The organism is Flavobacterium marginilacus (assembly GCF_026870155.1).
Lineage (GTDB): Bacteria > Bacteroidota > Bacteroidia > Flavobacteriales > Flavobacteriaceae > Flavobacterium > Flavobacterium marginilacus.
The window spans coordinates 187523-206423 of sequence record NZ_CP113975.1; the positions used below are offsets into that span (position 1 = coordinate 187523).

An 18901-nucleotide genomic window follows, 5' to 3' on the forward strand; every position below is an offset into this window, starting at 1 on the left:
TTAAACTTGGTTTTTTGCTAAAAATAATTCGATTTATGCAATAACTTTGCACCTGTAAACAACGAAGGGGTGGTTTCCTTCTTAGTTTCATATAAATTTTCATAATTTATAGTTTTTTGGTTAGTTAATAGCATAAAAACTCAGTCATTAATTTGACTGAGTTTTTTTGTTTTAATACATTTGAGATTTATTTTTTATAATATATCGAAATCCAATGAAAAAAATTATAATTTTCTTGTTAGTGATTATCACTTTAGGTTTCGATACACAAAAGGAGGAAGCTTTTGCTGCAGGCGAATTTCTAAAGTTTAGAGTTCATTACGGTATTATAAATGCAGGTTATGCAACTATCGAAGTTAAGGATGAAACACTGAATAATGAGCCAGTTTTTCATGTAATAGGAAAAGGCTTTTCTACAGGTATGACCAAATTCTTTTTTGAAGTTGAGGATGTTTATGAAAGCTATATAGACAAAGAAACCAGGAACCCGTATCGTTTTGTTCGAAAAATCAATGAAGGCGGTTATACCAAAAATCAGGAAGGATTTTTCAATCAGAGAACTAACAGGATATTGGTAAAAGATTATAAACACAAAACAGAAAAGGCTTTCGATTTTCCCAAAAACGCGCAGGATATTCTTTCCTCATTTTATTATCTGCGCAATTATCCCAATATCAATAAAATAAAAGCTGGAGAATCTGTTATTATCGACATGTTTTTTGATGGAGAGATTACAAAATTTAAGTTAAAATTTATAGGTAGAGAAGATATTAAAACTAAATTTGGAGTCGTTTCGACCATGATTTTTAGACCTTTGGTGCAGTCTGGACGTATATTTAAAGAAGAGGAAAGTTTAACTTTATGGATTTCAGACGACTATAATAAGATCCCCGTTCGGATAAAAGCAACACTTTTGGTAGGGTCTTTAAAAGCGGATTTGGAAGATTACAAAGGGTTAAATAATCCGTTTAAATTAAAAGCAAAATGACAATAAATGATACCACAGCATCAATTTTAGATGAAATTGATCAAAAATTCCAGCAGATTAATCAAAAAACGGAAACCCATCTTGAAGGATTGCTTTGGTCAAAACCAATAACATATTGGGATTATATACAGACAGATGCTTTATTGAATCTGCAGATTCAGAGAACAACACTGCCCGATGAAATGGTTTTTATAATGTATCATCAAGTCAATGAACTGCTTTTTAAAATGATACTTTGGGAAATGCATCAGATTTCCTATGCTGAAAAATTGACGGCAGTTTTTTTTACCGAAAGGTTAATGAGAATCAGCCGATACTTTGATATGCTTACCACTTCTTTTGATATTATGGGCGATGGAATGGAGGTAGAGCAATACATGAAGTTTAGAAATACGCTGACTCCGGCAAGCGGTTTTCAAAGCGCACAGTACAGAATGATAGAGATTGCTTCCACGGATTTAATTAATCTTATCGATTACCGTTTTCGTTCCACTATTGACCGAAATACGCCTTATGAACACGCCTTGGATCATATGTATTGGCAGGCTGCAGGAAAGGATCATCAAACAGGCGAGAAGTCCTATTTACTTTTAGAATTTGAACGTAAATACAAAGCGGCATTTATAACTCAAATGAAAGAATACAACACGATAAACCTTTGGCAGAAATTCAAACAGCTGCCAGATACTGACCGTGAAAATCCCGAATTAGTTAAGGCGATGCGTCATTATGACCATACAGTAAATGTTACTTGGGTTATGGGACATCTGAATGCTGCCAGAAAATATATTGATAACGGTAAAGGAGACGGTGAAGCCACCGGCGGGAGCGATTGGAAAAAATATATGCACCCTAGATACCAAAGAAGGATTTTTTTTCCTGAGCTTTGGAGTAAGGAAGAACTAGCTAATTGGGGTGTAGAAAACTAAAGATAAAAAGAGATAATTTGAAAAAGATAATTGTAATTGCGGCAGTCCTTTTTTCCTTAATTTCTTGTGATAAAGATAAGGAAGCTGTAGAAAATCATGTGATTCCAAAATCTAAAAAAAGTGATTTTGGATTTAAGTTTTCGGATTTTAATGTTGTTCTGGATTCGGTAAAACCTGGAGATACTTTTGGAAGCATTCTGCAGAATCAAAATATTGGCGATAAAAAAGTATTTGATATTGTAGCTCAGGTAAAAGATACTTTTGATGTGCGTACCATTAGAATTAATAAAAAGTATACACTGCTTCGTTCCAAGAATAAAACGAACACTTTAAATGTTTTTATCTACCAGCCCGATGCGCTTCATTATTATGTAATAGATTTAAGGGATTCAATTGCAAAAGCTTCTAAAAAAACAAAACCTTTAACATTAAAACGCAGAACCATTGGCGGTGTATTAAAAGGGTCCTTATCTGAAACTTTAGATAACGCAAAAGTGGAAGGTGCTCTAGCGAGTAAAATTTCTAAGATTTTTGCATGGTCTATTGATTTCTTTAAAGTTAAAAAAGGAGACCGTTTTGGTTTGACTTTTACTGAGCGCTATATTAACGATTCTATTTATGACGGTGTTGACAGTCTTCAGGCAGCTTTTTTTGAATATAAAGGCAAAATTATTTATGCTTTTCCATTCGAACAAAATCAAGGGTCAGGAAGTGTCGATTATTATGATGAAGATGGAAAAACACTGAAGAATTTCTTTCTTAAGACACCAATTAAATTTAGTCACATTACCTCTCATTTTAGTGCTAATCGTTTTCATCCTGTACAGCAGATCTGGAAAGCGCATAAAGGAACTGATTATGCAGCACCATATGGAACACCTATCTCAACTACAGCAGCAGGTATTGTAGAGCAAACAGGTTATACTGCGGGTAATGGAAATTTTGTAAAAGTGAAGCATAATAAGGTCTATTCGACTCAATATTTACATATGTCCAGAATATTAGTGCGACGCGGACAACATGTGACTCAAGGACAGACTATTGGTTTAGTAGGAAGTACAGGGCTGGCTACAGGACCGCATGTATGTTACCGTTTTTGGAAAAATGGAGTGCAAGTCGATGCTTTACGATTAAAATTGCCTAATGGAGAACCAATGAATCCAAAAAATAAAGCAAGATTTTTGAAGAAAATAGAGCATTTAAAATTTGAATTGGATAGCGTATCTAATTTGTAATAAAAAATTTCAGGGTATTTCAAGAGTTAAATTGTTATTCTCAAATTGAATTTATTTTTAGGGGGTTTAAGTGTTCTCACTTTCGAAAAATATTTTAGCCACAGATTCACAGATTAAAAAGGATTTAAAATTTGTGTATCTGAGGCTGTTTTTTTATTGTTATATAATTGTCTGATTTTAGTCCATTCAAACTTAATTCAGTAAATTTGCACAACATAAAAAATAAGAATAAAATGGCTTTAAATACAATAAACCCAACCGAAACTTCTGCCTGGAAAAAACTTCAGGCACACTATACTGAAATACAAAATGCTTCAATGGCAGCAATGTTTCAAGCTGACTCATCAAGAACCGAAAAGTTTCATTTGAAATGGAATGATTTTTTAGTTGATTACTCTAAAAACAGAATTAGTCAAGAAACTATTGATTTGCTGCTTGAATTAGCAGATGAAACTGGTTTGAAAAGTGCTGTTGCTGATTATTTTGGCGGAGAAATTATCAATCAAACGGAAGGCAGAGCTGTTCTGCACACTGCTTTGAGAGCTCCGGCATCTGCTGTAATCAATGTAGACGGCGTGAATGTGATGCCAGAAGTATATGAAGTAAAGAATAAAGTAAAATCGTTTACTAACGAAGTTACTTCAGGACAAAGAACAGGTTATACAGGAAAAGCATTTACTGATGTTGTTAATATAGGTATCGGCGGTTCTGATTTGGGGCCAGTTATGGCTGTTGAAGCTCTGCAATACTATAAAAATCATTTAAACGTACATTTTGCATCGAATGTTGATGGAGATCACGTAAATGAAATCATTAAAAAACTAAATCCTGAAACTACTTTATTTGTTATTGTTTCTAAAACTTTTACAACTCAGGAAACTTTAACTAACTCAGAAACTATAAAGGCTTGGTTTTTAAAATCAGCTAAGCAGGAAGATGTCGCTAAACACTTTGTGGCTGTTTCTACTAATATTCAAAAAGTAACTGAATTTGGTATCAACCCAGAAAACGTATTCCCAATGTGGGATTGGGTTGGAGGACGTTTTTCTTTATGGAGTGCAGTAGGTCTTTCAATAAGTCTGGCAGTTGGTTTTGATAACTTTAATGATTTGTTGGTTGGAGCTAATGAAATGGATGAGCATTTCAAAACAGCTGATTTTGACAAAAACATACCAGTAATATTAGCATTGTTAAGCGTTTGGTACAATAATTTCTTTGGAGCCGAAAGTGAAGCCTTGATTCCTTATACACAATATTTACAGAAACTGGCTCCTTATTTACAGCAGGGAACAATGGAAAGTAATGGTAAAAGTGTTGGCCGTGACGGGAAGCCTGTAAATTATGAAACAGGGACCATTATTTGGGGTGAACCAGGAACCAATGCACAGCACGCGTTTTTTCAGTTAATTCACCAAGGGACTAAATTGATTCCTTCGGATTTTATTGGATTCGTAAAACCATTATACGGAGATGAAGATCACCATGACAAATTAATGTCGAACTTTTTTGCGCAGACAGAAGCTTTGATGAATGGAAAATCTCAAGAACAGGTTCAGGCAGAATTTGATAAACAAGGATTAAGCGCAGAAAAGGCAAGTGCACTTTTGCCTTTCAAAGTATTTACAGGAAATAAACCAACTAATACAATTTTGATTCAAAAGCTGACGCCAAAATCTTTAGGTTCATTGATTGCCATGTATGAGCATAAAATTTTCGTACAGGGAATTATATGGAACATTTTTAGTTTTGACCAATGGGGAGTTGAACTAGGGAAGCAGTTAGCTAATTCTATTTTAGAGGAAATTAATTCTAAAACGGTAAAAACCCATGATAGTTCGACTACTTTTTTACTTAACCATTTTTTAAAAAACAAGTAGATTCTTTAGTATCACGTTAAGAAATTAAAAAGCCCTGATATTCGAATATCGGGGCTTTTTTTATTGGTTTCAAAAGAGTTTTTTTTTAAATAATTCAAATCAAAACGATTGTTATTGAAATTTTAATTATGACATTCTTGTTTATTTTAGTTAAATTATAGATAAAAACTAAAATATTAATTAATAAATACGGATATGGTTATTTAGTATGCATGTATAGTAAAAGAAGCAATTTCTTAAAGCATTGTTAACATTTATTCGTTTAAATGTTATAATTTTGCCAAAAATATTTAAACTAAAACAAAACACAAACATTCAAGAAAATGAAAAAAATTATTTTTATTTTGATTATTTTTCTCTCGGTTTTAGGTCAGGCTCAAGTTACGAGTTCGGCAATTTCTGGAACAGTTAGATCAGAAACGGGGCAAGGACTCCCAGGAGCAACTGTTGAAATTGTTCACAAGCCAACAGGGACAAAATACTTTTCAAATACAGGTTATGACGGTGGTTATGCTGCGCAAGGTTTAAGACCAGGAGGGCCTTATACAGTTAAAGTTACTTATATTGGTTATAAGACAACTGAGATTACTGATGTCAATGTAGGTTTAGGTAATAACCTTACTGTGAATGTAAATATTCAACAAGAATCAAGTGCCCTTAAAGAAGTTGTGGTTACTACAAAAACAAAAGGCAATTTTAATAAAGGAAAAACAGGTGCATCACAACAATTTTCTAATAGAGAGATTTCAGCTGTACCAGTATTAGGAGCTCGTTCTATAAATTCGGTTACTAAATATAATGCTAATGCAGGTGCAAACGGAACTTTTGGTGGTCAGGATTCAAGATTAAATAACTTTACTATTGATGGTTCGGTATTTAATAATGGATTTGGACTAGGGAGCGATTCTCAAGCTGGAGGTAGAACAGGTTCAACGGCAATTTCATTAGATGCTATTGAACAATTGCAAGTAAGTGTGGCGCCATATGATGTTCGTCAGTCAGGATTTTTAGGATCAGGAATTAATGCTGTGACTAAAAGTGGTACAAATGAAATTGAAGGATCTGTTTATAACTCATTTAGAAATAATGGTAAAAACTATATTGGGAATCACGCTGGTGATGTGAAAGTAACTTCAGGTAAATTTGACGAAACGGTATGGGGAGCTCGTATTGGAGCGCCAATCATTAAAGATAAATTATTCTTTTTTGGAAATTTTGAAAAAATTGAAAATATTAGCCCTGCTACAAACTGGACATCTACAGGATCTCCTAATCCAAGTGGACAAATTTCTCTTCCAACGTATACTGAAATGCAGACTCTTTCTAATTTTATGAAAGAGAAATTTGGTTATGATACAGGCGCATGGGAAAATTATGATGCCAAAAAAAGTTCAAAAAAATTCTTAGGTAGAATTGATTGGAATATTAATGATAATCATAAGCTTACTGCAAGATACGTTCATCATGATTCTTCGTCTGATGAATTAACATCTAATTCAAATTCATTAGGTTTTGGAAATAGAAGAACAAGTTCTTTGGCTATGTCATTCCAAAATAGCGGTTATACTATTTTAGACAATACTAGATCTATTGTAATAGAGTTAAACAGTAAATTAAGCAATTCTTGGTACAATAACTTTATTGGAGGTTACGACAAGCAGATAGAAGACAGAGGTTTACAAGGAGGAGGTCTGTTCCCAACTATCGATATTAAACAAGGATCGGCAACTTACATTTCAGTTGGTTTAGATCCTTTTACTCAAGGGAATAAACTTAATTATTCAACTTTACACTTCACTGATAATTTGACTAAAACTATCGGAAAACATTCTTTAGTATTTGGTGCAAATTTCGAATATTTTAAATCTGAAAATTTATTTTTCTCAGGATCAAACGGTGTTTACATCTTTAACTCGTTAACTGATTTTTACGCGGCTGCTAATCAGTCTGTTGCAAATGCTGGTGCTCCATCATCTGTAAGTCTTACTTCACCTGCACGTTTTCAATACAAATATTCTGCCTTACCAGGTGGTGCAGAACCTTGGCAAATATTAAAATCTAACAAGTTAGATTTATATGCTCAGGATGAAATGAAGTTAAGTGACAAATTCAAATTTACGGTAGGTTTAAGAGTTTCAAGAGTTTGGTATGCTGATACAGCATTAGAGAATCCAACAGTAACTGCGATGACTTTTGCTAATGGTGAAAAATTGAATACAGGTGATATGCCGGATGCAGCATATTTATTTGAACCTAGAGTTGGTTTCAATCTTGACTTAAAAGGAGATGCTGTTACAATAGTTCGAGGTGGTTCGGGTATATTTACTGGTAGATCTCCTGCAGTATATATATCAAATCAAGTTGGTAATAATGGTGTACTTACAGGTTCAGTAGATGCTAGTGGTGCTGCTTTGGTAGCGGGAGGATATGGTTTTACTCCAAGACCTGCTGATTATTTTACTCCAGCAACACCTACTGCTCCATCTTTTTATGATTTATCTTTTAATGATAAAAAATTTAAATCTCCTCAGGTTTGGAAAACTACTTTGGCTGTTGATCAAAAGCTTCTATATGGATTTACAGGTACTGTTGAGGCAATTATTCAAAAAAACATTAATGCTATTCACTATTACAATGCCAACTTTGATGCTCCAGTAGGAACTTTCAGTGGTACTGACAACAGACCAAGATATGCTCGTAATGATAATGGTGTACGTGTAAATGATAATGTTTCAAATGGAATCGTTTTAACAAACTCTAATGAAGGATATTTTTATTCTACTACATTTAAATTAGAATATCCATACCAAAAAGGACTTTGGGGATCATTCGCCTATACTCATTCTAAAGCTACTGATTTAATTTCTCCAGGGTCAGTTGCTTCTGGTTCTTGGACTGGTGCTAGATCTGTAAATGGTAATAATGATTTAGAAGTGTCAAATTCAAATAACAATACGCCAAATCGTTTAGTAGGTGTTATTGGTTATAGAATTGAATATGGTAAAGGTCTAGGTGGTGCAACTTCGATAAATTTAGGATATATTGGAGAACAAGCAAATCCGTTTTCTTACACATATAGTGGTGATATGAATGGAGATAGAGTTAGTGCAAATGATTTAATCTATGTGCCAAATAGTGCAAATGAGCTTCGTTTTGTTCCTCTTGTAGTAACTAGTACTAATACCGTAACTGGAGTTACAACAACTAGAACTTATACAGAGGCGGAACAAAGAACTGCATTTGATGCTTATATCGATCAAGACAAGTATCTACGTACAAGAAGAGGTCAATATGCTCAAAGAAATGAATCTGTTTTGCCGATGTTACATAGATTAGATTTGTCTGTAACTCAAGATTTTTATGTAAAAATAGCAGGTAAAAAGAATAGTTTCCAGTTTAGAGCAGATATCTTAAACTTTACAAATATGCTAAATAAAGATTGGGGAGTATCTCAAAGAGCAACAAATTCTAACGTTTTAGCTTTTTCTTCTGCAACAACAGCAAATGTTCCCCAGTATACTCTTGCTACACAAACAGATGCTGATGGAAATAGATTCTTGATTAAAGATACTTACCAAAAAAATACTTCAGTTTCAGATGTTTGGCAAGCACAGTTTACACTTAGATATATATTTGGAAAATAATATTTATTTAGAATGGCTAGATTTTAAAACCACGTTGCAAAACGTGGTTTTTTTATGCTTTTTTTGTTATATTTGTTTAAATTAAAAAACTTTTTATGTATAATATTTTACAAAAATTTCACTCAGGCTGGGCTTATATTGCATTGTTAGTTCTTGTTATTGCAGTTGTTAATGCTATAATAGGAATGTCATCCAAAAAAGAATTTACCCCAAAAGACAGAAAAATTGGCTTATTCGGATTAATTGGAATACATGTTCAATTACTAGCTGGTATAATACTTTATTTTGTTTCTCCGCTAGGATTGGCATCTTTTGGACAAATGTCTGACAAAGCTTTACGCTTAACTTCTTTAGAACACCCGCTGATCAACTTAATTGCAGTCGCCCTAATTACAATTGGCTGGTCAAAACATAAAAAATTAACTTCAAGCGAATCAAAATTTAAAACCTTTTCTATTTTTTATGGTTTAGGATTGTTGCTTATTTTAAGCAGGATTCCTTGGTCATTGTGGTTATAAACCAAATTTAAAAATCCTGAAAAGGATTTTTTTTTACCCATATTTTTTTTGCCTTTCAAAGTTTCACCTAATAAACTATAAATGAAAAAAATAATCACACTTTCATTTTTACTAGCCAATGTTTGGGTAGTAAGCAGTCAAAGTACTATTATTACAAGCAAAAAATTTTCCATTAATAAAGACACTGTAAAAAAAACTGTAAAAGTTGCAGAAAAAGTTATTGAACCAGTTGCTATCGCCCCAGATACTGTAATTGTTGAAACTGGAAAGTTTGTATTTTTTAAAAAAGATGCCCACGCCTCTTATTACCATGATAAATTTAATGGTAAAAAAACGGCCAGCGGAAAACGGTTTGATAACCAAAAGTTATCAGCTGCACATCGAAAATTCCCCTTTGGAACCAAACTGCGGATTACCAATGAAGCCAATGGTAAATCTGTAATTGTGGAGGTAATTGACAGAGGTCCTTTTGCAAGAGGAAGAGAAATCGACTTAAGCAAAAGAGCTTTTATGGAAATTGCATCCAATAAAAGCAGCGGAGCCGTAATCGTAAAAATTGAAGAGTTACGAAAATGATAGTTTTTTAGTGATTTATGAAAAACTAATTACTAAGGATGCAGCCAGCTTTTAAACGGATTTTTGCTCAAATAAGCATTGTAATATCTTTTGTCACTGGTAACATCTTTATCCAGCCAGATTGGTTTTTTGAAAGATTCAGTTTCTGACCTTAATTCGATTTCGGCCATAATTAAACCTTCGTTCTCACCATAAAATTCATCAATTTCTATAATATGACTGCCCGATTTTACTTCAAATCGGGTTTTGTCGATTACGCCTGTTTCGCATAATAGCAATAATTTTTCGGCATCGGCTGCAGGAATCTCTTTTTCCCATTCAAAACGTGACATGCCAGATTCATTAGAAATTCCTTTTATAGTCAAAAAACCTTTACTGCCTTTTATACGTACCCGAACAGTTCTTTCGGGAACAGAACTCAAATAGCCTTGCTTTATTCGGTTCTGAGCAAAAGCTTCTGCCTTAAATGCGTCTGATGTAACCAAAAATTTTCTTTCTATTTCTATCATTTTGAATATTTTTTTAGGAGTTTTATCCAGCTGTACACTATGTCTTTTTTTTTAAAATAAAAAGGTAATTGCGAAAGCAATTTTGCATCTGGACTAGTAAAAGTTCCAGAGCATTCGCTTTTAAAAGTTTCTGACACGAATTACAGAATTAAGGCTGCTGTTTAATTACACAAAATATTCAAAACTGTAAAAAATTGTAAAATTCGGTTTCAATTTTGATAAGAATTAGTGTTAATTGGTGAAATTCGTGTTTATCTTTTTTAAATGCGAATGCCGTGTAAAAGCTCAAAGGTATTCATTTATTTTTTAACAGTTTTATCATTCTATTTCGTTTAAAACGTTTCTAAATTTGTGATATGCCAGAACCAATTCCACATAGAAAGATTATACACATCGATATGGATGCGTTTTATGCATCGGTGGAGCAGATGGATAATCCTGAATTGCGTGGAAAGCCTATTGCTGTTGGAGGTGAAGAAAACCGCGGAGTAGTTTCGGCAGCAAGTTATGAAGCTCGGAAGTTTGGCGTTCGGAGTGCTATAAGCGGTGTTTTGGCCAAAAAAAACTGTCCTGAACTTATCTTTGTAAGACCCCGTTTTGATCGGTACAGAGAAATTTCAAAAAAAATACATAAGATTTTCCAAGATTATACAGATTTGATAGAACCTTTATCTCTGGATGAAGCTTATTTGGATGTAACCAAAAATAAAAAAGGAAATCCCAGTGCTACATTATTGGCACAGGAAATTAGGATGCGGATATTTAATGAAGTCGGTTTAACAGCTTCGGCTGGGATTTCGGTTAATAAATTTGTTGCCAAAATAGCAAGTGATTATAATAAGCCAAATGGGCAGAAAACGGTTAATCCTGATGAAGTTATTGCTTTTTTAGAACAGCTGCCTATTCAAAAATTTTATGGAGTAGGGAAAGTCACGGCCGAAAAAATGTTTCAGCTTGGTATTTTTAGCGGTTTGGATCTTAAAAACAGACCTATCGAATTTCTAGAAAAGCACTTTGGCAAATCGGGAAGTTTTTATTATAATGTAGTGAGGGGCATTCACAACAGTGAAGTTAAATCCAATCGTATCGCCAAATCGGTTGCGGCCGAATACACTTTTGACAGCAACCTTTCTTCAGAGATATTTATGGTGGAAAAACTCGAGAAAATAGCATCTGAACTGGAACGCCGTTTAAAAAAGCATAAAATTTCAGGAAAAACAGTCACTCTCAAAATCAAATACAGCGATTTTACCCAGCAGACGCGCAGTAAAACCATGCCTTATTTTATTTCTGATAAATCATTGATTTTTGAAACAGTCAAAGAGTTATTGTATCAGGAAAGAATGAAGGATTCGGTACGGCTGTTAGGTATTTCTTTGAGCAATTTGAATACTGAAATCAAGAAAACAATTGTGGTACAGCTTAAATTTGATTTCTAGCCGAAGCTGTGAATTTCTTTATTGCTGTTGCTGCTGTTCGATATAACTTATCTGCTCGTTTATTTCCTGCGGGATTTTTTCGAGCTGAACATCATTCATTTCTTCATAATGACGCCCGTCTTCGTATCCTATTGAAACACTAACGGACAGGGTTTGTCTTGCTAATCCTTTGAAAGTCCCTTTGATTAAAGTACAATCATAAAAATTTCTGCCCACAGATAGTTTAACATGGTTGTCCATTGTCCAGATATTATTGGTCGGATCCAGTCCAAGCCAGCCTTGGATTGGGGAATAAATTTCGACCCAGGCATGTGTGGCACCTTCACCTCTTAGCCCGCTTTCGTTGGGGCATACATAACCGCTTACATATCGGGAAGGAATTCCGGCAGTTCTTAAAAACTGCAGTAAGATGTGAGCAAAATCCTGGCAGACACCTTTTTTTAACTCCAAAATTTCATCTATAGTTGTTTCTATATTGGTGATTCCTTTGGTATAGGTAAAATGGTTAAATATATATTCATTGCACAACTGGGCAACGGTAATAATTGAGCTGTTGGCGAGATCAAAACCTGCCAAAACAGTGTCTATATCCTGTTGTTTTGTGATCGTTTCGGGATAGCTGAGTCTTAATAAGGTGATGTCGTTATTTTTTTCTTCTTCTAAATCTTTTACAGTAATGGCATCGATTTCGGGAATTTTGAGCGAATGGTTTACCTTGACAGTCATTCGGGATTCGATAGCCATTTCATTATGAGATTCCAGATTATTGAAATTAGCGGCTAGGTTGCCGTAATAATCTCTAAAATAAGCTATTTCGGGATCATGTGAAATCAAGAGCTGATGGTCAAGTACTTCCTGATCCTTAAAATGATGAGGAAATAAACGGATTTCGTTTATACTTTCTTTTATAGGCAAGCTGTATTGATATTTAGTGATATGTGTTATTTTAAATATTGCCATAAAATGTTAAGTATAGGAGAAAAATAATTTTGAAAAATCGACAGAAAACTGATTGAGCTGTGTTTTGGTAGTTTCTAAAACCTCTTCTAATTGTTTGTTGGTCATGTGATGATAATCCGTATAAACGATGTAGCTTTTTAACCTTCCAAATTGATTGTACAATGTTCGGGCTTCACTTATTTCGCTGTCTTTTACAAGGTTGTCCAAATATTTATTGATCAAGTCCAATGTAAAAATTACAGAATGTGCAAAATCATAATTAAAAATAACATGTTCAACTATTTTTCGGTTATGTTTAATGTTGCTGTAGCTCTTCAGATACAGTTCATAGCCAGATAATGAAAGCAAGAGCCTTTTCCAGTACATTACATCTTCGTTTCCGTCCAGATTGTAATTGATAGGAATATAATAGGCCTGCGTCATGGAAATAGTCTGCAGACATCGTTCAATTAGTTTTCCAATATTCGAAAAACTCCAGCCAAGTCCTCTAGGCATTGTAACATGGAAAATACCGTTGTAAAGCAATAGTTCTTTATTAAGTTTGTTTACAACCTTTAAAGCGTCAGAGCTTTCCAGTTTTCTAGGAAGATCGGGTGAATTCATATAATGGTAGAGCGAATTGATATGCTCCCAAAGTTCTTTGGTAATTTTATCCTGTGATCCTCTTGCATTTTCACGTGCTTTTACAACCAGATTTTTAACCGAATTGTGATTTTGACTGTCACAAATAATATATTTTAAAATAAAGGCAGTATCGTTTTGTACTTCTTCTATCTGATTGTACGTTAAATTGGTGTAATAGTTTAACAGGGGTTTGTAACCTTGACAATCATCGGTTTCTTTGTCAAATGACAGTATGTAACTTGTGTTAAGAGTAAGCAGCATGCCATCAGTTCTTTCCATATATCTGTTGAGCCAGAACATTCCGTCTGCAACACGGCTTAGCATATTTGCTTTCATTAGAATCGATTTTTAAAATTGGGATAAATTGCGTTAGATTTTTAGAAATCGTATGATTGTATTTTCTTCTGATGTTTCAAACTAGATTCATCAGAAGAAAATTAAGCTAAAACCAATCCTTTGCTTTAGCATTTGTATATAATCGGTTCGACTATAGTTTCGATAATGGATTCTATAATTGGATTATGCGATTCCATTTTAACTGTTATTTCTTTTTTCATCGAATGATTTGAAATGATTGAGGTTTCTGTGTTGAGTAAAAACATCCCGTTTGTAGCTCCGCTTGTCATAATTGTTTTCATAGATAAAAAATTTATTGGTTATAATTTATATTGAAATACTGTTTTGGTTTATTGCTGTTTAAAAATTAAAAAAGCTGCATTTGATTTTCTTTACAAATTCTATGATTTTATTTTCTGAAGTGGTGGTTGTGATAGTTTCCAATTTTGGTACAGTTACCGTTTCAGTAAACTTTATTTTCTGCTTTTTTATTTTTTTTGCTTTTTTTGCTTTTTTTTTGCGCGGTTCTATTTCTATATTTATTCCGTCAAAAGGATCTGCAAGAGGATCAAAAACTATATTTTGTGATAATGTTGCATTTGAGGTTTCATCATCTTTTGCATCATTAGTGATGACTTTAATTTTTTTTGGTTCAGGATGATTTATATGTTCAATAACCATCTCTGGTAAAAAGGCAAACATTGTTTTGTCTTTTTTTTCTGTGTTTGTTGTATTCTTTTCCATTTTGATTCATTTTAAAAAATTAAAACGAAATTACTTTATGATCCAAGTGTCTTTACTCCCTCCTCCCTGCGAAGAATTTACGACCAATGAACCTTCGGTTAGTGCGACTCGAGTAAGGCCTCCAGGTACAATTTCTACTCCATTGGGTCCGCATAAAGCGTAAGGTCTTAAATCAACATGGCGTAATTTCAATTGGCCGTCGATTAAACATGGGACAGTGCTAAGCTGAATAATAGGTTGTGCTATAAAATTTCTAGGGTTTGCAAGAATGGCAGTTTTTCCATTTTCAAGTTCTTCTTGTGTTGCTTTGTTTCCCATAATCATTCCGTATCCGCCGCTTCCATTGGTTTCTTTGATTACCATATTTTCCATGTCGGCAAATACTAGTTCTCTTTCTTCTGGGTTTTCCATTTGGTATGTTGGAACATTTTTAAGAATGGGTTCTTCGTTGAGATAATATTTTATCATATCCGGAACATAAGCATAGACAGCCTTGTCATCGGCAACACCATTGCCTACAGCATTTACCAGAGCTACATTTCCGTGACGATAGGCGCTGATTAGTCCTGGGACTCCCAGTGTACTTTCGGGTTTAAAAACCAATGGATCGAGATAATCATCATCCAGACGTCTGTAAATCACATCCACCTGCTGTAAGCCCGAAGTGGTTTTCATATAGACTTTATTGTTATTAACCACTAGATCCCTTCCTTCTACAAGCGGAATTCCCATTTGTCTTGCCAGAAAAGTATGTTCATAGTATGCCGAATTATAAACGCCAGGCGTAAGCAGCACCACATTGGGTTTAGATACATTTCGAGGTGAAAGCGAAATCAATATGTTGTGGAAAATATTTGGATAGTTTCCAACAGTGCTTACTTTATTGGTTGCAAGCATGTCAGGGAAAATACGTTTTGTAATTTCTCTATTTTCCAGCATATAGCTTACACCGCTTGGGCATCTGAGATTGTCTTCCAGAACATAGAATTCTCCTTTGGCACCGCGTATTAAGTCGATTCCAGCGATATGGACGTGTATATTGTGAGGCACTTTTATTCCGTGAACTTCTTGTATATAATGTGGGCACGAGGCAACTAATGAAGCGGGAATTACTCCTGCTTTTATAATATGCTGTCCGTTATAAACATCTTCCAAAAATAAATTAAGTGCTTTTAACCGCTGTTTGATTCCTGCTTCTACTTCGCTCCATTCCGCTTTTGTGATGATTCTGGGAATAATGTCAAAGGGGAAAATTCGTTCTATTCCTTGGTTGTCATCACTGTAAACAGTAAATGTTATCCCTTGGTTCATGAATAAATCTGAAGCTTGCAGCTGTTTGTCATTTAAATTTTCCTGACTTAAGTTTTGCAGAGTATGCAGTACTTGAGTATAAGAATTTCTTACTCCTTCATTAGAGAACATTTCGTCCCAGCCTTTTGGGTTTAATTGCGGCATCAGTTTCATCATATTTCCCTAGTATTAAATAATTAACAATTTTGTGTAAAAGGGTCTATTTTGCCTAGTCTTTGGTCTAAGTTATTAAATTATTATTAGTAAAAATGATATTTGTGTGATTATTTTTTAATTTATGTTGTTTTGTGTTTTAAGCTGTTTTTTTTTAATAATTCTAATTTTTTTGATTGCATTTTTTTTAGAATTCGCATTATAAAGTTTTGGAAACCAGAAGATCTTTTGTTTTAATAAACGAATGGAATATATTTTTGGGACCAATGTTTTTACCAGGAAACAAGAGAAATGAAACAGGAAGTATATTATTTACTTGTATGTTATAATGTTGAATTTTTACTGCCGTATCTTGAAACATGTTTTTTTGAAAGTATTGTAATTTTGGTTAATCCAAAAAAATACTTTTCAAATGGATATCGTGACTCCACAACAGCGTTCAAAGATTATGCGTGCCATAAAAAGCACGGGAACAAAACCTGAAATAAGGATTCAGAAAGCTTTGTGGCATTTAGGATACCGTTACCGCAAAAACAATAAGACTGTTTTTGGCAGACCAGACATTACATTCAAAACAAGGAAGATTGCAATATTTGTAGACAGCGAGTTTTTCCATTGCAAAGATTGAGAAACCATCAAGAAGCCTCAAACAAATGCCGAGTTTTGGCATAAGAAGATTGTCCGTAATATGGAACGAGATTTAGAGGTTAACAAATTCCTCACAGAAAATGGATGGACAGTGCTTCGCTTTTGGACTAATGAGATAAATAAAGATTTGGATACTTGTTTGTCAATAATAAAAATGGTGCTTGATAGCAAGTAAAACTTATTACATTGAACGTTATTTAGTTAAATCAGTAATTGGTAAATACCAAAAAAGCCACAGTGTTTCAACACAAAAAACACTGTGGCTTTTTTTTATTCTTTATGATAAGGACATCCTGAAGCCTGTGCAGAAGATTTAGTTTTATTTGAGCAAAACTGTTCCTCTATTAAACGTCTCTGATCCAAGGAAACATCTTCAATTTTACGAAGCGTATTTACCTGTATGTGTGGCCAGCTTGTCGTGCCACCGTCATCTCCAAAATCAAATTCAAAAAATATGATTTGTTCGTATTGCAGCTGAAGGATTTCCTTTCCGTCTTCTACAACCGTTTCAATCCACATTTTCATGTTCATTTCCACTGTGGGAACAAATCGATTTACAAAAGGAATATTTAAAATACCTCCTTGTGCTCCCGTTTTGTTTTTGGATGACATCTGAATAAGTACATAATTTTTTATATTTTCTCCAGTGTTGTTGTCGCGAAGGCGTAAATCTGGTCTCACGGAATAAGGATATAAAGGATGGGCCAGTATCCGTTGTGTATAAATTTTATTTTCTCCTGGATCATTTTCATCGTTAAGATCTTCAAACACCCATGCTGGTGCTGGTTTGTCAAGATTTATGGGATGAGTTTCACTTGCACCGGCTCCACCCATAGTTCTTGAAATCGAAAGATGGTCGTATTTCCAGGCTGCATCACCTTTAGGAAATTGTGGAGAGCCTTCATTCAAAAACGTTGGTCCTAATTGAACCAAATCTCCCAATAAAGTTATTGTGCTTCCATGTGGAATTACCCCACTTCGGGAAATAGAATAATCAGGTATAAAATATGGTCCTGTCTGGCCAGCTCCGGATTTAAGCTCTTTGGCTGCAATAATTTCAAGATATTCCCGTCCGTTTAAATTCTCCAGAGTTACATATTCTTTTTCACCTTTATCATTTACAATCAAGAAAAGTGTTTCATCTTGGAAACCGCTTTTATATAAATCTTTATTTGGATTATTTGGTGCTATCGGATGAATACCGCGGTCTTCTGTAATCGTTTTATTGGTAGCTGCATAATTGAACACATCACTAAGCCATAAATACATTCCGTTTTCTTCGTGGATTGGGGTGTATTTTAAGGAATTTTCGTCTGATACCTTATTTACGCTTTTAATGCTTTGTTCGTACTTTACCGCACCGCAAAATTGTTCGTTTGCACCCCCACGATTGCGAACTCCTCCTTCGACTAAGTCAAAAGTTAGTTTTTCTATATATTCCTCACATGCAAAACTATATTTCCCAGGAATGGTGCCTTGGCTTGTTCCTGGAGAAGGCAGAATGGTAGTATGGATGCCGCTTCCGATTGATTTATTATTATTTTGTCCATTGTGGTTGTAGCTGACCCATGTACCTTCTAATGCATTTAAAATACCATAATCCACATTGTTTACTACTTGTTGTAGTTTGTCTTCATTGAATGGCCTTATAGGATCTTCAATTACAAGTTTTGTATATCCTGACATCAGATTTTCTAATATACCTGTGCTGTCTTGGGCAGTTTCAAATAATGCTTCCTTTTTGTTTATATCCAAATTTTTGGCTACTTGAGGTAAATTTATCTCATCAGCAAAGTCTTTACGTTTTAACATGATATTATTTTTTAGAATTAATAGTGTATTCAAAGACTAGGTTCTGTTTTATCAGCCGAATAATTTATAGGGCTGAAATTGTTCTAGTCATTGGATAATTCAAAATTGTTGAAATAATAGGGCTGCAATATGAAAAAATGTTATAAAAGCTTGATATTTGACCATGAGAATATGTTTTTTAATCAGATGTTCAATATTAGGCTTCTGTCGTATTTGAAAAATTGGATGCTAAATTTGTAGACTTAATGTATTTCAATTCCGAGTTTAGAGAAAAAAAATTGGAACTGTATTTGATTAACTATGATATTAAGTATCTGTTTTTAGGATATGAATTTGGAGGTAATTTTTTTTTCGTTCAATTATAAACAAAAAAAAGACCATCATTTCTGATAGTCTTTTTTGCTCCCCCTCTTGGGCTCGAACCAAGGACCCTCTGATTAACAGTCAGATGCTCTAACCAACTGAGCTAAGGAGGAATCACCTTAAAGGTATGTATGTTTGCTAAAAAAGTTTGCTCCCCCTCTTGGGCTCGAACCAAGGACCCTCTGATTAACAGTCAGATGCTCTAACCAACTGAGCTAAGGAGGAAGTTGTTGCT

At 34.1% G+C, this 18901-nt stretch carries 17 protein-coding genes and 2 tRNA genes; 10 read left to right on the forward strand and 9 right to left on the reverse strand.

Going from position 1 to position 18901, the window contains the following annotated elements; all coding sequences use genetic code 11:
• The first annotated feature begins 214 nt into the window (after nt 1–214).
• The 7 genes from OZP07_RS00840 (at nt 215) to OZP07_RS00870 (ending at nt 9767) form a co-directional block, all read left to right on the forward strand.
• Complete coding sequence (locus OZP07_RS00840) at nt 215–988, forward strand: DUF3108 domain-containing protein (protein ID WP_194640525.1); 774 nt, start codon at nt 215–217, stop codon at nt 986–988.
• On the forward strand, nt 985–1917 hold the full coding sequence (locus tag OZP07_RS00845) for a tryptophan 2,3-dioxygenase family protein (protein WP_281636937.1): 933 nt from the start codon (nt 985–987) through the stop codon (nt 1915–1917). The genes OZP07_RS00840 and OZP07_RS00845 overlap by 4 nt, the downstream gene beginning before the upstream one ends.
• 17 nt (nt 1918–1934) lie before the next feature.
• Nucleotides 1935–3152 carry a M23 family metallopeptidase gene (locus tag OZP07_RS00850; RefSeq protein ID WP_194640523.1) on the forward strand — a complete coding sequence of 406 codons (1218 nt, stop codon included), beginning with the start codon at nt 1935–1937 and terminating at the stop codon, nt 3150–3152.
• A 233-nt stretch (nt 3153–3385) separates the two neighbouring features.
• A complete protein-coding gene (gene pgi, locus OZP07_RS00855) occupies nt 3386–5029 on the forward strand; it encodes a glucose-6-phosphate isomerase (protein WP_281636938.1) in 1644 nt (547 codons plus the stop codon).
• A gap of 323 nt (nt 5030–5352) precedes the next feature.
• Complete coding sequence (locus OZP07_RS00860) at nt 5353–8673, forward strand: TonB-dependent receptor (RefSeq protein ID WP_281636939.1); 3321 nt, start codon at nt 5353–5355, stop codon at nt 8671–8673.
• Between the two features lie 95 nt (nt 8674–8768).
• Entirely contained in the window at nt 8769–9191 is a 423-nt protein-coding gene (locus tag OZP07_RS00865; protein ID WP_281636940.1) for a hypothetical protein, read from the forward strand.
• Between the two features lie 81 nt (nt 9192–9272).
• Nucleotides 9273–9767 carry a septal ring lytic transglycosylase RlpA family protein gene (locus OZP07_RS00870; RefSeq protein ID WP_194640518.1) on the forward strand — a complete coding sequence of 165 codons (495 nt, stop codon included), beginning with the start codon at nt 9273–9275 and terminating at the stop codon, nt 9765–9767.
• 32 nt (nt 9768–9799) lie between these two features.
• Here OZP07_RS00870 and OZP07_RS00875 read toward each other — a convergent pair whose 3' ends face one another.
• Nucleotides 9800–10276, reverse strand: coding sequence for a CYTH domain-containing protein (locus OZP07_RS00875; RefSeq protein WP_281636941.1), 477 nt, complete (start codon nt 10274–10276; stop codon nt 9800–9802).
• A 356-nt stretch (nt 10277–10632) separates the two neighbouring features.
• Between OZP07_RS00875 and dinB the strand changes: the two genes are divergently transcribed.
• Entirely contained in the window at nt 10633–11715 is a 1083-nt protein-coding gene (gene dinB / locus OZP07_RS00880; RefSeq protein ID WP_281636942.1) for a DNA polymerase IV, read from the forward strand.
• 18 nt (nt 11716–11733) lie between these two features.
• Here dinB and OZP07_RS00885 read toward each other — a convergent pair whose 3' ends face one another.
• The 5 genes from OZP07_RS00885 to OZP07_RS00905 form a co-directional block, all read right to left on the reverse strand.
• Nucleotides 11734–12675: a transglutaminase family protein gene (locus OZP07_RS00885; RefSeq protein ID WP_281636943.1), complete on the reverse strand. Its 942-nt coding sequence runs from the start codon at nt 12673–12675 to the stop codon at nt 11734–11736.
• Nucleotides 12676–12681: 6 nt separating this feature from the next.
• On the reverse strand, nt 12682–13635 hold the full coding sequence (locus OZP07_RS00890) for an alpha-E domain-containing protein (RefSeq protein ID WP_281636944.1): 954 nt from the start codon (nt 13633–13635) through the stop codon (nt 12682–12684).
• Nucleotides 13636–13760: 125 nt separating this feature from the next.
• On the reverse strand, nt 13761–13937 hold the full coding sequence (locus OZP07_RS00895) for a hypothetical protein (RefSeq protein ID WP_281636945.1): 177 nt from the start codon (nt 13935–13937) through the stop codon (nt 13761–13763).
• Nucleotides 13938–13995: 58 nt separating this feature from the next.
• Nucleotides 13996–14379 carry a hypothetical protein gene (locus OZP07_RS00900; protein ID WP_281636946.1) on the reverse strand — a complete coding sequence of 128 codons (384 nt, stop codon included), beginning with the start codon at nt 14377–14379 and terminating at the stop codon, nt 13996–13998.
• A 30-nt stretch (nt 14380–14409) separates the two neighbouring features.
• Nucleotides 14410–15846, reverse strand: coding sequence for a circularly permuted type 2 ATP-grasp protein (locus OZP07_RS00905; protein WP_281636947.1), 1437 nt, complete (start codon nt 15844–15846; stop codon nt 14410–14412).
• 409 nt (nt 15847–16255) lie between these two features.
• Between OZP07_RS00905 and OZP07_RS00910 the strand changes: the two genes are divergently transcribed.
• Complete coding sequence (locus OZP07_RS00910) at nt 16256–16471, forward strand: PDDEXK family nuclease (RefSeq protein WP_281636948.1); 216 nt, start codon at nt 16256–16258, stop codon at nt 16469–16471.
• 60 nt (nt 16472–16531) lie between these two features.
• Nucleotides 16532–16666: a DUF559 domain-containing protein gene (locus tag OZP07_RS00915; protein WP_281636949.1), complete on the forward strand. Its 135-nt coding sequence runs from the start codon at nt 16532–16534 to the stop codon at nt 16664–16666.
• Nucleotides 16667–16761: 95 nt separating this feature from the next.
• On the opposite strand, the gene OZP07_RS00920 is transcribed toward OZP07_RS00915, so the two are convergent.
• The 3 genes from OZP07_RS00920 to OZP07_RS00930 form a co-directional block, all read right to left on the reverse strand.
• Nucleotides 16762–18303 (reverse strand): peroxidase, FMP-type, encoded by a 1542-nt coding sequence (locus OZP07_RS00920; RefSeq protein ID WP_281636950.1) that lies wholly within the window; start codon nt 18301–18303, stop codon nt 16762–16764.
• Nucleotides 18304–18705: 402 nt separating this feature from the next.
• Nucleotides 18706–18779, reverse strand: a tRNA-Asn gene (locus OZP07_RS00925).
• A gap of 38 nt (nt 18780–18817) precedes the next feature.
• Nucleotides 18818–18891 (reverse strand) — tRNA-Asn (locus OZP07_RS00930).
• Nucleotides 18892–18901: the final 10 nt, after the last annotated feature.

Excerpts from the sequence above, each read along its gene's own strand:
- OZP07_RS00840 (WP_194640525.1), top strand. The coding sequence starts at position 215 with ATGAAAAAAATTATAATTTTCTTGTTAGTGATTATCACTTTAGGTTTC.
- OZP07_RS00845 (WP_281636937.1), top strand. The coding sequence starts at position 985 with ATGACAATAAATGATACCACAGCATCAATTTTAGATGAAATTGATCAA.
- pgi (WP_281636938.1), top strand. The coding sequence starts at position 3,386 with ATGGCTTTAAATACAATAAACCCAACCGAAACTTCTGCCTGGAAAAAA.
- OZP07_RS00860 (WP_281636939.1), top strand. The coding sequence starts at position 5,353 with ATGAAAAAAATTATTTTTATTTTGATTATTTTTCTCTCGGTTTTAGGT.
- OZP07_RS00865 (WP_281636940.1), top strand. The coding sequence starts at position 8,769 with ATGTATAATATTTTACAAAAATTTCACTCAGGCTGGGCTTATATTGCA.
- OZP07_RS00870 (WP_194640518.1), top strand. The coding sequence starts at position 9,273 with ATGAAAAAAATAATCACACTTTCATTTTTACTAGCCAATGTTTGGGTA.
- OZP07_RS00875 (WP_281636941.1), bottom strand. The coding sequence starts at position 10,276 with ATGATAGAAATAGAAAGAAAATTTTTGGTTACATCAGACGCATTTAAG.
- dinB (WP_281636942.1), top strand. The coding sequence starts at position 10,633 with ATGCCAGAACCAATTCCACATAGAAAGATTATACACATCGATATGGAT.
- OZP07_RS00885 (WP_281636943.1), bottom strand. The coding sequence starts at position 12,675 with ATGGCAATATTTAAAATAACACATATCACTAAATATCAATACAGCTTG.
- OZP07_RS00890 (WP_281636944.1), bottom strand. The coding sequence starts at position 13,635 with ATGAAAGCAAATATGCTAAGCCGTGTTGCAGACGGAATGTTCTGGCTC.
- OZP07_RS00895 (WP_281636945.1), bottom strand. The coding sequence starts at position 13,937 with ATGAAAACAATTATGACAAGCGGAGCTACAAACGGGATGTTTTTACTC.
- OZP07_RS00900 (WP_281636946.1), bottom strand. The coding sequence starts at position 14,379 with ATGGAAAAGAATACAACAAACACAGAAAAAAAAGACAAAACAATGTTT.
- OZP07_RS00905 (WP_281636947.1), bottom strand. The coding sequence starts at position 15,846 with ATGATGAAACTGATGCCGCAATTAAACCCAAAAGGCTGGGACGAAATG.
- OZP07_RS00910 (WP_281636948.1), top strand. The coding sequence starts at position 16,256 with ATGGATATCGTGACTCCACAACAGCGTTCAAAGATTATGCGTGCCATA.
- OZP07_RS00915 (WP_281636949.1), top strand. The coding sequence starts at position 16,532 with ATGGAACGAGATTTAGAGGTTAACAAATTCCTCACAGAAAATGGATGG.
- OZP07_RS00920 (WP_281636950.1), bottom strand. The coding sequence starts at position 18,303 with ATGTTAAAACGTAAAGACTTTGCTGATGAGATAAATTTACCTCAAGTA.